This window comes from Acidovorax sp. GW821-FHT09B03 (assembly GCF_059418305.1).
The window spans coordinates 106,524-119,782 of sequence record NZ_JBWKPP010000011.1 but is presented as its reverse complement, the minus strand read 5'-3'; the positions used below and the strand labels follow the sequence as shown (position 1 = coordinate 119,782).

Sequence of the window (13,259 nt, the reverse complement as noted above, 5' to 3'; positions counted from 1 at the left end):
TGGTTGTCTAGGGTGTAGGGGTATGGGATGCCGCCAGCAGGTTGCGCGCGGCGGTGGATGCCGCGACGCGCCCCGCGGCCACGTCGGCCTGCAGCGTGGGCAGCAGGCCGCGCACGGCCGGGTGCTGGCGGAACGCCTGCTTGAGCCCGGCGTCGATGCGCTCCCACATCCAGGCCAGCGATTGTTTTTCGCGGCGCAGGGCCAGGCGGCCGTTGTCGGTTTGCTGGGTGCGGAACTGGGTGACGGCGTCCCAGAAGCCGTCCACGCCCTGGCCCAGCAGGGCGCTGATCTGCACCACGCGCGGCTGCCACAGGGCGCCGTGGGTGGCATGGTCGGGGTTGCCGTGCATGCCCAAAAGGCGCAGGCTCGAGGTGATCTGGGCCTGGGCGCGGGTGGCGGCATTCTTGTCGATGTCGGCCTTGTTGATGGCCACCAGATCGGCGATCTCCATCACGCCCTTCTTGATGGCCTGCAGGTCGTCGCCCGCATTGGGCAGCTGCAGCAGCACGAACATGTCGGTCATGCCGGCCACCGCGATCTCGCTCTGGCCCACGCCCACGGTCTCCACCATCACCACGTCGTAGCCGGCGGCCTCGCAGACCAGCATGGCCTCGCGCGTCTTTTCGGCCACGCCGCCCAGCGTGCCGCTCGAGGGGCTGGGGCGGATGTAGGCCTCCTCGCGCATGGACAGCTGCTCCATGCGTGTCTTGTCGCCCAGGATGGAGCCGCCCGACACCGTGCTCGACGGGTCGATGGTGAGCACCGCCACGCGGTGGCCCTTGCCGATGAGGAACAGGCCCAGGGCCTCGATGAAGGTGGACTTGCCCACGCCCGGCACGCCGCTGATGCCCAGGCGGAAGGCCTGGCCGGTGTGCGGCAGCAGGGCCGTGAGCAGCGCATCGCCCTCGGCACGGTGGTCGGCGCGCGTGGATTCGAGCAGGGTGATGGCCTTGGCCATGGCGCGGCGTTGCACGGGCTGGCTGCCGTGCAAGATGCCGTCGAACCACTGGTTGGCGGGAGCCTGCAGGTCGGACAGTGAGTGGGGTGCGTTCATGCGGCAGCGCCCTCCCCGGCCCGCCACTCGTAGTGCACGTCCACGTCCTCCGCGCCGGTCTGCACGAAGCCGTGGCGCTGGTAGAAGCGGTTGGCATCGCTGTGCTGCAAGGCCGTCAGCCGCAGCACCGCGCCCTCGCGACGCGCCCGCTGCTGCACGCTGGCCAGCACGGCGGCGCCGATGCCGCTGCCCTGCCAGTCGGGGTGCAGGTACAAATGCTGCAGCCGCAGCACACCCGCGCCCTCGGGCTGCACGGTGACGAAGCCCATGCGCCGGCCGTCGGGCGACACCAGGTGCTGCATGTACCGGGGCGCAAAGGCGGCGCGCAGGCGCTCGCGCGAGCGCTCGGGCGTGTAACGGCCCACGCGCTCCAGGCTTTCGCGCATGGCGGCGGTGCGCAACTCCAGCATGGATTCGAAATCCTCTTCGGCCACGGGCTGCAGGGTGAACAGGGGCGCAGTCAACGCAGCACCTCCCACGTCCATCATGCCGCGATGGCCTTGCGGATCTGTTCGAGCACGTCCTTGGCGCTGGCCGGGATGGGCGTGCCCGGGCCGTAGACGCCCTTGACGCCGGCTTCGTACAGGAAATCGTAGTCCTGCGCCGGGATCACGCCGCCAACAAAGACGATGATGTCGTCCGCACCCTGGTCCTTGAGCGACTGGATGATGGCCGGCACCAGGGTCTTGTGGCCGGCGGCCAGCGTGCTCACGCCCACGGCGTGCACGTCGTTCTCGATGGCCTGGCGCGCGCATTCCTCGGGGGTCTGGAACAGCGGGCCCATGTCCACGTCGAAGCCCAGGTCGGCAAAGGCCGTGGCCACCACCTTGGCGCCGCGGTCGTGGCCGTCCTGGCCGAGCTTGGCGATCATCACGCGCGGGCGGCGGCCCTCGGCGTCGGCAAACGCGCTGATTTCGCTCTTGAGTTTGTCCCAGCCCTCGGCCGAGTCATAGGCAGCAGCGTACACACCGGTCACCTTTTGCGTATCGGCGCGGTGGCGGCCGTAGATTTTTTCGAGCGCATCCGACACCTCGCCCACCGTGGCGCGCAGGCGCACGGCCTTGATGGCCAGGTCCAGCAGGTTGCCCTCGCCGGTTTCGGCGGCCGAAGTCAGCGCGTCGAGCGCCTGCTGCACCTGGGCTGTGTCGCGCTTGGCGCGGATGTCCTTCAAGCGCGCGATCTGGCCGTCGCGCACCATCACGTTGTCGATCTGCAGGATGTCGACCGGATCTTCCTTTTGGAGCTTGTACTTGTTGACGCCCACGATCACGTCCTTGCCGCTGTCGATGCGCGCCTGCTTCTCGGCGGCCGCGGCCTCGATCTTGAGCTTGGCCCAGCCGCTGTCCACGGCCTGCGTCATGCCGCCCATGGCCTCCACCTCCTCGATGATGGCCCAGGCGGCATCCATCATGTCCTGGGTGAGCTTTTCCATCATGTAGCTGCCGGCCCAGGGGTCGACCACGTTGGTGATGTGCGTCTCTTCCTGGATGATGAGTTGCGTGTTGCGTGCGATGCGCGAGGAGAACTCGGTGGGCAGGGCAATGGCTTCGTCGAGCGCATTGGTGTGCAGGCTCTGCGTGCCGCCGAACACCGCCGCCATGGCCTCGATGGTGGTGCGCACGATGTTGTTGTAGGGATCCTGCTCGGTCAGGCTCCAGCCGCTGGTCTGGCAGTGGGTGCGCAGCATCAGGCTCTTGGGGTTCTTGGCGCCGGTCTCCTTCATGATGCGGCACCACAGCAGGCGCGCGGCGCGCATCTTGGCCACTTCGAGGTAGAAGTTCATGCCGATGGCCCAGAAGAAGGACAGCCGGCCGGCGAAATCGTCCACGTCCAGGCCCGAGGCCATCGCCGTCTTCACGTACTCCTTGCCGTCGGCCAGCGTGAAGGCCAGCTCCAGCGCCTGGTTGGCGCCCGCCTCCTGCATGTGGTAGCCGGAGATGGAGATGGAATTGAACTTCGGCATGTTGCGTGCCGTGTAGCCGATGATGTCGCCGATGATGCGCATGCTCGGCTTGGGCGGGTAGATGTAGGTGTTGCGCACCATGAACTCTTTCAGAATGTCGTTCTGAATGGTTCCGCTCAACTGGTCCTGGCCCACGCCCTGCTCTTCGGCCGCCACCACGTAGCCGGCCAGCACGGGCAGCACGGCGCCGTTCATGGTCATCGACACGGACACCTTGTCCAGCGGGATCTGGTCGAACAGGATCTTCATGTCCTCCACCGAGTCGATGGCCACGCCGGCCTTGCCCACGTCGCCGGTCACGCGCGGGTGGTCGCTGTCGTAGCCGCGGTGCGTGGCCAGGTCGAACGCCACGCTCACGCCCTGCCCGCCTGCGGCCAGGGCCTTGCGGTAGAAGGCATTCGATTCTTCTGCGGTGGAAAAGCCCGCGTACTGGCGGATGGTCCAGGGCCGCACCGCGTACATGGTGGCCTGGGGGCCGCGCAGGTAGGGCTCGAAGCCCGGCAAGGTGTTGGCGTACGGCAGGTCGGCCGTATCGGCCGCCGTGTACAGCGGCTTGACGGTGATGCCGTCGGGCGTGACCCAATTCAGCGCGTTGACGTCGCCACCCGGTGCCGACTTGGCGGCGGCTTTGGCCCAGGCCTCGAGCGAGGCGGCAGCGAATTCAGGGGGGCTGTTGGGGGGCGTGGCACTCATGGCGAAACGGTCTCCGAGGATGGCGGTGTCGTATTCAGGGGCAAATCCCGATGTGGCATTGAGTTTACATCATTCATAATTATTGATTCAAAATATTCTTCGCAGCATACAATCCGCCCATGTCTGCACTGACCCTCACGCCCCGCGCCCTCTACGAAGAAGTGGCTGAGCAATTGCGCCAGCGCATCTTCCGCCGCGAGCTGGAGCCCGGCAGTTGGATCGACGAGCTCAAGATCGCCGAGGAATTCGGCATCAGCCGCACGCCCCTGCGCGAGGCGCTAAAGGTACTGGCCGCCGAGGGCCTGGTCACGATGAAGGTTCGCCGTGGCGCCTATGTGACCGAAATGTCGGACAAGGACCTGCGCGACGTCTACCACCTGCTCAGCCTGCTGGAGAGCGATGCCGCGGCCGTGGTGGCCACCAGCGCCACCCCGGCGCAGCTGCAGGAACTGCAGGGCCTGCATGCCGAACTGGAGGCCGCCGCCGGCGAGCGCGAGCGCTTCTTTGCCGTGAACGAGCGCTTTCACATGCGGGTGCTGGAGATGGCCGACAACCGCTGGCGCAGCCAGATGGTGGCCGACCTGCGCAAGGTCATGAAGCTCAACCGCCACAACTCGCTGCTCAAGCAAGGCCGCATCGAGGATTCGCTGGCCGAGCACCGGGCCGTGATGGCCGCGCTGGCCCGGCGCGATGGGGCCGGCACCGCCCAGGCCATGCAGGCCCACTTCGCCCAGGGGCTGGAGGCTGCAGCCTAGGCCAATTCGACCCGGTTGCGCCCGCTGCGCTTGGCGGCGTAGAGCGCGTCGTCGGCGCGGCGCAGCAGCTGGTCCAGGGTGGTGTCACCGTCTGCCTGCAGGGCGACACCGGCCGAGATGGTGATGGTCAACGAGGCCCCGTCGGCGCTGAACGGTGCGCCCGCCACGGCCTGGCGCAGGCGCTCGCCGGCTGCCTGGGGATCGCCGTGCTGCCCCAGGTCGAGCAGCACCACGAACTCCTCTCCCCCATGGCGAGCTACGAAGTCCAGGCCGCGCGCCGTGGCCTGCAGCTGCCGGGCCACGTGCTGCAGGGCCTTGTCACCCACCGCGTGCCCGTGGCCGTCGTTGATGGCCTTGAAGTGGTCCACGTCGACCAGGGCCAGTGCCAGGTGGGCGCCGCCCCGGCGCGCCGTGGCAAAGCGGTTCTCGCCCTCGGCGAGCAGGGTCCGGCGGTTGGCCAGGCCCGTCAGGTAGTCGGTGGCGGCGGCCCGCTCCCACTGCCGGCCGATGCGCTGCGAACACATGAAAAGGAAGGCCGTGGTGCCCACCACCGGGAGCAAGGCCGTGATGAGCGGACTGGCAGTGTTGATCCAGGCGCCCTCGCCGGTGATGTCGAACGACGGTCCCACGCGACGCACCAGGAAGTAGCCCGCGCGAAACAGCACGAACAGGCCCACCAGGAAGAACAGGCCCGCCAGCGCCTTGCGGCTGCGCGCGCGCTCCCCCGTGCCACCGCGCACGAGCTGCAGGGTACCAGCCATCAACACGAAGGCCACCACGCCGGACAGCAGCAGGATGCGGCTGGGCGTATCGGGCTGCACGCCCGCGAACCACACCACGCCGCCAATGCCGGCCAGGGCCGGCAGCCACATCCACCAGCGGTCGGGCGCGCCATCGAACTGGCGCAGCGCGCGCCAGTAGCCGGTGCAGCCCAGCATCACCATGCCATTGGCCATCGGCGAGACCAGGCCCAGCGGCAGCTCGTACTGCACGGCATAGAGCACGGCGCTGCCTGCCAGCAGCAGGGTGGCGATGCGCCAGGTTTCGGCACAGGGCTGCAGCGACACCGGCAGGTCCTTGTGCATCAGCCCCAGCACCCCCCCATTGGCCAGCATCATCAGCGTCGCGACGATAAAGATGGTGATGGGATCCATGGATCAGTGTAGGCAGGGGAAGGGGCGTGGAGATGCGGGGATTGTGGCCGACCAGGGCAATGCCCCCAGGTCAACGAAACAAAGAAGCACAGCCTGTGCCTCCAGGATGGGTATGATCGCGCGGGTTTTCCCCAGGTTGGTACAGCATGGTACCGCCCTGGCTCCGTGCATGCCGCCCAGGCCCCGAACGACCCGATGACCTCTTCCTTTTCCGACATCGGCAGCGTCCAGACGCTGCCCCAGCTTCTTTCCTGGCGCGCCACCCAGACGCCCGACGCGGACGCCTTCCGTGCCTTCGATGCCGCGAGCCAGGCCTGGGCGACCTGGACCTGGGCCGAGACCGCGAGCCACGTGGCCCGGTGGTCGCGGGCCCTGGTGGCCTTGCAGCTGCCGGCGGGTGCCCGCGTGGCCATCCTGCTGCCCAACGGCCTCGATGCCATGTGCGCCGACCAGTCCACCCTGGCCAGCAACTGCGTGCCCGTGCCGCTGCACGCCATCGACAACCCGGGCAGCATCGCCTACATCCTGTCGGACTGCGAAGCCTCCATGCTCATCGTGGGCAGCGCCCAGCAGTGGGAGAAGATCCGCGCCGCGGGCACGGAGTTTCCTGCGCTGCGGGCAGTGATCGTGACCGATCCGGAACCCGCCTTCACGGCCAGCCCCGCATCGGCGCACGCCCCGGCCGTGGGCTCGCTCGCACAGTGGCTCGAAGGTGCAGCCCAGGCGGTGGAACAGGCCGCACCGGCTGCCGCAGGCCCTGAGGACCTGGCGGCCATCGTGTACACCTCGGGCACCACCGGCAAACCCAAGGGCGTGATGCTCACGCACCGCAACGTGGTCAGCGACGTAAAGGCCGTGCTCGAGCGCATCGCACCCACGGTAGACGACGTGTTCCTGTCCTTCCTGCCGCTGTCGCACACCTTCGAGCGCACGGGCGGGTACTACCTGCCGATCGCGGCCGGCAGTTGCGTGGCCTATGCGCGCTCGGTGGCGCAACTGGCCGAAGACATGCAGACCATCCGCCCTACGGTGCTGGTCTCGGTGCCACGCATCTACGAGCGCATCCACGCCAAGCTGCTCGAAAAGCTCTCGCCCACGCCCTGGAAGATGCAGCTCTACGAGGCCGCGCAGTCCAGGGGCTGGCAGCGCTTCTGTGCCGCGCAGGGCCTGCCGGTGCCCGAGGCCGACCAGGCCGGGGGCTGGATGAACGCCCTGCCCTGGGGCCTGCTGCAGGCCCTGGTGGCCAAGCCGCTGCTGGCCCAGTTCGGCGGCCGCGTGCGCGTGGCCGTGAGCGGTGGCGCGCCCCTGTCGCCCACCATCGCCAAATGCTTCCTCGGGCTGGGCCTGCCGCTGGTGCAGGGCTATGGCATGACCGAGACGGCGCCCGTGGTCTCGGTGAACTCGCTGCTGGACAACGACCCGGCCTGCGTGGGCCGGGCGCTGCCCGGCGTGGAGGTGCGCATCGGCGAGAACCGCGAGCTGCAGGTGCGCGGCCCCATCGTGATGAAAGGCTACTGGAAGCGGCCCGAGGACACGGCGCGCATCCTCGCGGCCGACGGTTGGCTGGGCACGGGCGACCAGGCCGACATCGTGGACGGGCGCATCTACATCCGTGGCCGCATCAAGGAGATCATCGTCACCTCGACCGGCGAGAAGGTGCCCCCGGGCGACCTGGAGCTGGCCCTGCTGGCCGACCCGCTGCTGGAGCAGGCCTTCGTGGTGGGCGAGAACCGCCCCTTCATCGCCGCCGTGGCCGTGCTGCGCGCCGACGAGTGGCAGCGCCTGGCCGGCGACCTGGGCCTGGCCGCCCAGGACCCCGACAGCCTGAACCACCCGGCCGTGCACCGCGCCGTGCTGGCGCGCATCGAAAAGAGCACGGCCAGCTTTGCGCGCTACGCGGTGCCGCGTGCCGTGCACCTCACGCTGGCGCCCTGGAGCATCGAGAACGGCTTCATGACGCCCACGCTCAAGCTCAAGCGCGCGCCGCTCATGGCCCACTTCGCCCAGGCCATCGAGGGGCTGTACCAGCAAAAGCCGGGGGCGCGCTGAACCCGGCCTTCAGTCCTCGACCGAGTAGAAGTACGACAGCCGCTGCTGCGGATTGAGCCAGTCGAGCACGTCGGCAGGCAGCGTGGACGGCCGGATCGCCTCGGCCACGCGGATGTCCGGCTCGGTGTGCAGCTCCACCAGGGGGGCCTCGTCCTTGGGGATCTCGGGCGTGTAGACCAGTACCTGGGGGCGCAGCGCCTCGGGCCCAGGGGCCACCACCAGCGCCAGCGCGCCATCGGTGAGCTGGACCACGGTGCCCGGCGGGTACACGCCCAGCAGCTTGATGAGCGAGCTGAGCAGCGCCGGGTCGTGCTGGCCCGACTCGTTCTTGAACATGTGCGCCAGGGCCTCGGCCGGCATCAGTGGCTCCACGTCGCGGGCCTCCGGCGAACACAGGTTGTCGTAGCGGTTGACGAGCGCCAGGATCAGCGCCAGGCGGTGGGTCTCGCGCTGGCCGCGCGGCCAGCCCGAGCCGTCGGCCGCCTCGTGGTGGCCGGCGATGCAGGCCAGCGCCTCCTTGCTGAAGGCGCCGGAGTCCGAGGCCAGCTGGGTGCTGTACATCACGTGCTGGCGCACGAACTCCTCCTCGTGCCGTTTGCGCCGCGAGGTCTTGAACAGCTGCGGCGGCACCTTGGACTTGCCCACGTCGTGCGCCAGCGCCGCCATGGCCAGGTCGGCCAGTTCACGCTCGGACAGGCCGGCCTTCTTGCCCACCAGCATGCTGAGGGTGAGCACGTTGAGCGCATGGAACTGCGGTCCCTGGTCCTTCTTGTCGCCCAGCAGGTGCAGCAGCACCTCCTTGCTCTGGGCAATGCGGGCCGCCGTCTCGGCCGACAGGTCGGCCAGGATCTTGCCTGCGGCCTTGGGCGAGCGCGTGAGCGTCAGCAGTGCCTCCCGGGTCTGGCGTGCGGCGTCTTCCCAGGCCCGGTCGGCGCGGGCGGCGGCATCGCGCTGGCGCAGGCGCTTTTCCTTCTTGGCCCGGTCGCGCTGGCGCACCTCGGCGGCCAGGGCGGCCTGCCCATCGGGCTGCGCGGCTTCTGGCTCGGTTCGCGGCCCCGCCGCGGGCGCCAGGGGCAGCGGCTCGGCCGTGCTTCGGTCGGGGTGATAGTACAGGTGGCCTTCAAGGCCCAGCGACTGGATCACCGCCACATCCTTGGCGGTGCGGACCATGAAGCGGTTGGCGATGAAGGGATGCTCGTCCCAGCGCATCTCCAGCCAGACATACAGGCCGACAGTGAGCTGGGACGGACGGATCGCAACAGCGCTCCCGGGGTTCTTCCACATGCAGGTGCTTCAAAGAAAGGAATGGCAATTTCGTTCCCTGGCGGCGTTCGAGCCACCAAGTACGGCCCCTGATACTAGGGCCTGTCAACACTATTTTCAGGGATCGCCAAAAGGGTGCTGACAGGCGCCAAAGACAATGCGCCGCCAGCGCGGCAACACGGTGCGAATCCGCGCACAGGAGCGCCAGTTTCCAGCCGCTGAAGCCCCTGAACCCATATGCTGCCCCAAGACCTGAGAAAATGCGGTTCGGCACCTCTTTGGGGCCCTTCGCCCCCTGCAACACCGGTTTCTCGCCTTGGACAACAGCCCTGCCTCCCCCGCCGCCGCCCAGCCCGCCACCTTCAGCCCCTGGCGCATGTCCGTTGCGCCCATGATGGACTGGACGGACCGCCACTGCCGCTATTTCCACCGCCTGCTGACACGCCAGACCCTGCTGTACACGGAGATGGTGAACGCGGGCGCCATCATCCATGGCGGCACCGAGCGGCACCTGCGCTTCAATGCCGAGGAGCACCCCGTGGCGCTGCAGCTGGGCGGCAACGAGCCCGAACTGCTGGCGCAGGCTGCGCGGCTGGGAGCGCAGTGGGGATATGGCGAGATCAACCTGAACTGCGGCTGCCCGAGCGATCGGGTGCAGCGCGGTGCCTTTGGCGCCAGCCTGATGAAGGCCCCCCAGCTGGTGGCCGATGGCGTGAAGGCCATGAAGGACGTGGTCGATGTGCCCGTGACGGTCAAGCACCGCATCGGCATCGACAAGGTCGAGGACTACGGCTTCGTGCGCGATTTCGTGGGCACCGTGGCCGATGCCGGCTGCACGGTGTTCATCGTGCATGCACGCAACGCATGGCTGCAGGGCCTCTCGCCCAAGGAGAACCGTGACATCCCGCCGCTGCGCTACGAGGTGGTGCACCGGCTCAAGCAGGAATTTCCGCAGCTGACCATCGCCATCAACGGTGGCATCCAGGCCGACGAGGTGGTGCTGGAGCAATTGCAGCACCTGGACGGCGTGATGATCGGCCGCGAGGCCTACCACAACCCCTGGTGGCTGGCCCGCTGGGACCAGATCTACTATGGCGGCGAGCCCTGCGCGCTGACGCGCGAGGAGGTCGAGCTGGCCATGGTGGACTACATGGAGCGCGAGGCCGCCCTGCACGGCACGCCCTGGCCCCACATCGCGCGCCACATGCTGGGCCTGCGCCATGGCCTGCGCGGCGCGCGCCTGTGGCGGCAGGTCTGGAGCAACCACCTGCTCAAGGACCGGCCGGCACGCGAGGTGCACGCCCTGGCACTGGCGACTACGCTGGTGCCAGAACCCGTGTAAGCCAGCCGTCCAGTGGCTCCGGCCGATAGAACAGGTAGCCCTGCAGGCATTCGCAGTGGCTGGCCACGAGGAAGTCGGCCTGGGCACGGGTTTCCACCCCTTCTGCCACCACGCGCAGGCCCAGGTGGCGCGCCACCGAGATGATGGACTGCACGATGGCCGTGTCGCTCGGGTCATCGGGCGTGTCCTGCACGAAGCTCTTGTCGATCTTGAGCTCGTACAGCGGCAGGCGCTTGAGGTAGGCCAGGCTCGAGTAGCCGGTGCCGAAGTCGTCGATGGAAAATCGCACCCCGAGCTGCACCAGCTCCGTCATGCGGGCGATGGTGTCTTCCAGGTTCTCGATGAGCAGGCTCTCGGTGACCTCCAGGATCAGGCAGGATGGCGTGGCGCCGGTCTGGACCAGCACATTGCGCACGCGCTCGACGAAATCCTCTTGCCGGAACTGGCGCTGGCTCACGTTCACCGAGATCGACAGCGGCTCCCCGCCCTCTTCCCCGGCCGCCCGCGCGGCCTCCAGCCGGGCGATGGCGTCGCAGGCCTTTTCGATCATCCAGGCGCCCATGGGCAGGATCAGGGCCGAGGCCTCGGCGATCGGGATGAAGCGCGAAGGCGGCACGCTGCCGCGCACCGGGTGGCTCCAGCGCATGAGCAGTTCGCCGCCCACCACCGCACCCTGCACATCCACCTGGGGCTGTATGTACGCGGCCAGTTGCCCCTCGCCCATGGCCTTCTTGAGGTCCTGCTCCAGCGCCAGGCGCTCCTGCACATCGGCCTGCATGGCGGCTTCATAGAAGCGGATGCGGTTGCGCCCCAGGTCCTTGGCGCGGTACATGGCCGTGTCGGCCTCGCGCAGCAGGTCTTCCACTTCCTCCGCGCGCTTGGGGAACAGGGTGATCCCCAGGCTGCCGGTGCTGCTGTAGAGGTGGGTGTCGATGGCATAGGGCAGTTCCAGCGCCTCGCGCACGCGCTCGGCGACGGCCAGGGCCTGGCGCCCTGCGGTGGCCATGTCGGTGGCGATACCCTGCAGCAGCAGCACGAATTCGTCGCCGCCCAGGCGCGCCACGGTATCGCCCGGGCGCAGCAGCCGTGTGAGGCGCCGGGCAACCTCGGTCAGCAACTGGTCCCCCAGGGTGTGGCCGCGCGCATCGTTGATCTGCTTGAAGTTGTCCAGGTCCACGAACAGCAGCGCCCCGACCTGGCCACTGCGGCGCGCGGCGGCCAGGGCCAGGCCCAACCGGTCGAGCAGCATGCGGCGGTTGGGCAGGCCGGTGAGGGCATCGAAATAGGCCAGCTGGTGGGTGCGGGCCTCGGCCTGCTGGCGCTCGGTGATGTCGCGGGCCAGCGCCACGAAGCGCGGCCCCTCGCCCGGGTGGGTGCTTTCCTTGCGTGCGATGGACAGTTCGTACCAGCGGGTCTGGCCGTCGACCTCCAGGTGGTACTGCTGGCCCGCGGCGTGCCCACCCGCGAGCGCCGCCTGCACGGCCTGCATGCAGCCGGCAGCCTCCTCGGGGGGCACGATGTCCTGCAGCCGCTGCCCCACGAACTGCGCCGGCGCCAGGGCAGACTGCGGAAGGCGCGCGGAGCGGCAGTGGTGGATGCGGCCCTCGGCATCGAGCTCGAACAGCAGGTCCGGGATGGCGCTGAGCGTGCTCTCCAGGTCATCGCGCGCGCCCCGCAGCTCGGCCGTCATGCGGCGTGCCAGCGCCACGGCACGCTCGCGCCCGGTGGCCAGCACCCAGGCGAACCAGCCCAGCAGCAGGCTCAGGAACAGCCCCATCACCGCCACCATGTGGTGGCCCTCGTCCTCGTGGCGCAGGTCGAATGCCGGCAGTGGCGTCATCAGCAGGGTCCAGGCCCGGCCACCCATTTCCAGGCGATGGCTGACCTGCAGGGCCCCGCGCGCCAGGGCCCGTGTCTGCAGCCCGGGGTCGCCATGCAGCAGGGCACCGGCAAGCGCCTCCTCGCCGTCGTAGATGGCCAGGGCGATGTCGGGATCGAACTCCCGGGACAGGCCCCGCACCACGTCGCCCACCCGGAACGGCGCCGCCACCCAGCCGCGGATGGCGCGGCGGCGGCCGGACAGCGATTCGGCCTCCAGCTGCGTGGAGTACACCGGCAGGAACAGCCCCACCTCGCCCTGCGCCGGGGTCCCGGGCGGCAGCGGACCGAGCAGGCCGGACAGGGCCAGCCGGCCGGAGTCGCGGGCCCGCTCCAGGGCTTCGCGCGCCACCGGCAGTGTGAGCGCGTCCAGGCCCAGCGCCTCGAGGTTGCGGCCCTCCAGGGGTTCGATATGGGTGATGGGGGCGTACTGGTCGCGCTCGCCCGGCGGGTGCACGGTGTAGCCGGAGAAGCCGCGGCCCCGCATGTCCGCCAGGTGGGCCGGCAGGCCGCTGGCCTGCACGAACATGACCAGCGAGATGCCCTGCAGGCCGGGCCGCGTCTGCTGCATCTGCAGCGCATCGACGTACGCCTGGAACTCACCCCGCTCGATGCGCTCGGACCCATCCACGTAGCCCTGCACGCCCCGCAGCATGACCTCGTAGGTGGACATGCGGTCACGCAGGTTGTAGGCGATCTGCTCGGCCGCCGCATGGAAATTGCGCAGTTGCTTGTCGACCGACTCGCTCTGGGCCCGGTACCAGTACAGGCCCGTCACCCCGAGCATCATCAGGGCCATCAGCGGCGGCACCACCGCCACCAGCCAGCGCTGGCTGGATGGTGCGTCCTGGAGAGTCTCGGACTCCGTGAATGCGGGGACCTGGTGTTGTTCTGGTGTCATCGCATGGGACAGGCAGCAGCGGCTGTGCCCCAGCGGGACACAGGTGACGTGCCTGCCCATTATCAGGTTTCAGGGGGACCTGCCAAGCGAGGTCACCCGATGCGCAGCGCCGGCAGGATCCGTGTGAATTTGTTCCGCCTGCGCGGCATCCGCTGACATGCCGGGCGCCCAGAATGGGGGTATCGTTCGCATGGCAAATCTTTCGCA

The 13,259-nt window shown here is 68.9% G+C and carries 9 protein-coding genes; 3 read left to right on the top strand and 6 right to left on the bottom strand.

Annotation, left to right across the window (positions count from 1 at the left end):
* Positions 1–7: 7 nt before the first annotated feature.
* The 3 genes from meaB to scpA are packed head-to-tail and all read right to left on the bottom strand — an operon-like array spanning position 8 to position 3,710.
* The gene (gene meaB / locus AC07PA_RS19825) at positions 8–1,054 is read right to left on the bottom strand and encodes a methylmalonyl Co-A mutase-associated GTPase MeaB (RefSeq protein ID WP_494607123.1); all 1,047 of its coding nucleotides are present in this window, start codon (positions 1,052–1,054) and stop codon (positions 8–10) included.
* Positions 1,051–1,542: a GNAT family N-acetyltransferase gene (locus AC07PA_RS19820; RefSeq protein ID WP_494607125.1), complete on the bottom strand. Its 492-nt coding sequence runs from the start codon at positions 1,540–1,542 to the stop codon at positions 1,051–1,053. The genes meaB and AC07PA_RS19820 overlap by 4 nt, the downstream gene beginning before the upstream one ends.
* Positions 1,539–3,710: a methylmalonyl-CoA mutase gene (gene scpA / locus AC07PA_RS19815; protein WP_494607127.1), complete on the bottom strand. Its 2,172-nt coding sequence runs from the start codon at positions 3,708–3,710 to the stop codon at positions 1,539–1,541. Before scpA ends, AC07PA_RS19820 begins: the two co-directional genes overlap by 4 nt.
* A gap of 119 nt (positions 3,711–3,829) precedes the next feature.
* Here scpA and AC07PA_RS19810 point away from each other — a divergent pair, with 119 nt between their 5' ends.
* Positions 3,830–4,465 (top strand): GntR family transcriptional regulator, encoded by a 636-nt coding sequence (locus AC07PA_RS19810; RefSeq protein ID WP_007855222.1) that lies wholly within the window; start codon positions 3,830–3,832, stop codon positions 4,463–4,465.
* On the opposite strand, the gene AC07PA_RS19805 is transcribed toward AC07PA_RS19810, so the two are convergent.
* Positions 4,462–5,619 carry a GGDEF domain-containing protein gene (locus AC07PA_RS19805; RefSeq protein ID WP_494607129.1) on the bottom strand — a complete coding sequence of 386 codons (1,158 nt, stop codon included), beginning with the start codon at positions 5,617–5,619 and terminating at the stop codon, positions 4,462–4,464. The two genes, AC07PA_RS19810 and AC07PA_RS19805, sit on opposite strands and share 4 nt — an antisense overlap.
* A gap of 195 nt (positions 5,620–5,814) precedes the next feature.
* Here AC07PA_RS19805 and AC07PA_RS19800 point away from each other — a divergent pair, with 195 nt between their 5' ends.
* Complete coding sequence (locus AC07PA_RS19800) at positions 5,815–7,668, top strand: AMP-dependent synthetase/ligase (protein WP_494607131.1); 1,854 nt, start codon at positions 5,815–5,817, stop codon at positions 7,666–7,668.
* A gap of 9 nt (positions 7,669–7,677) precedes the next feature.
* On the opposite strand, the gene AC07PA_RS19795 is transcribed toward AC07PA_RS19800, so the two are convergent.
* Positions 7,678–8,952: an HD-GYP domain-containing protein gene (locus tag AC07PA_RS19795; protein WP_494607133.1), complete on the bottom strand. Its 1,275-nt coding sequence runs from the start codon at positions 8,950–8,952 to the stop codon at positions 7,678–7,680.
* Positions 8,953–9,247: 295 nt separating this feature from the next.
* Here AC07PA_RS19795 and dusA point away from each other — a divergent pair, with 295 nt between their 5' ends.
* Positions 9,248–10,273, top strand: a complete 1,026-nt coding sequence (gene dusA / locus AC07PA_RS19790) for a tRNA dihydrouridine(20/20a) synthase DusA (protein ID WP_494607135.1) — start codon at positions 9,248–9,250, stop codon at positions 10,271–10,273.
* Here the strand turns inward: dusA and AC07PA_RS19785 are convergent.
* A complete protein-coding gene (locus tag AC07PA_RS19785; protein ID WP_494607137.1) occupies positions 10,248–13,052 on the bottom strand; it encodes a bifunctional diguanylate cyclase/phosphodiesterase in 2,805 nt (934 codons plus the stop codon). The genes dusA and AC07PA_RS19785 overlap by 26 nt on opposite strands.
* Positions 13,053–13,259 lie beyond the last annotated feature (207 nt).

Coding starts and splice junctions, on each gene's coding strand:
- AC07PA_RS19785 (WP_494607137.1), bottom strand. CDS start 13,052: ATGACACCAGAACAACACCAGGTCCCCGCATTCACGGAGTCCGAGACT.
- AC07PA_RS19820 (WP_494607125.1), bottom strand. CDS start 1,542: ATGATGGACGTGGGAGGTGCTGCGTTGACTGCGCCCCTGTTCACCCTG.
- AC07PA_RS19800 (WP_494607131.1), top strand. CDS start 5,815: ATGACCTCTTCCTTTTCCGACATCGGCAGCGTCCAGACGCTGCCCCAG.
- scpA (WP_494607127.1), bottom strand. CDS start 3,710: ATGAGTGCCACGCCCCCCAACAGCCCCCCTGAATTCGCTGCCGCCTCG.
- meaB (WP_494607123.1), bottom strand. CDS start 1,054: ATGAACGCACCCCACTCACTGTCCGACCTGCAGGCTCCCGCCAACCAG.
- AC07PA_RS19810 (WP_007855222.1), top strand. CDS start 3,830: ATGTCTGCACTGACCCTCACGCCCCGCGCCCTCTACGAAGAAGTGGCT.
- AC07PA_RS19805 (WP_494607129.1), bottom strand. CDS start 5,619: ATGGATCCCATCACCATCTTTATCGTCGCGACGCTGATGATGCTGGCC.
- AC07PA_RS19795 (WP_494607133.1), bottom strand. CDS start 8,952: ATGTGGAAGAACCCCGGGAGCGCTGTTGCGATCCGTCCGTCCCAGCTC.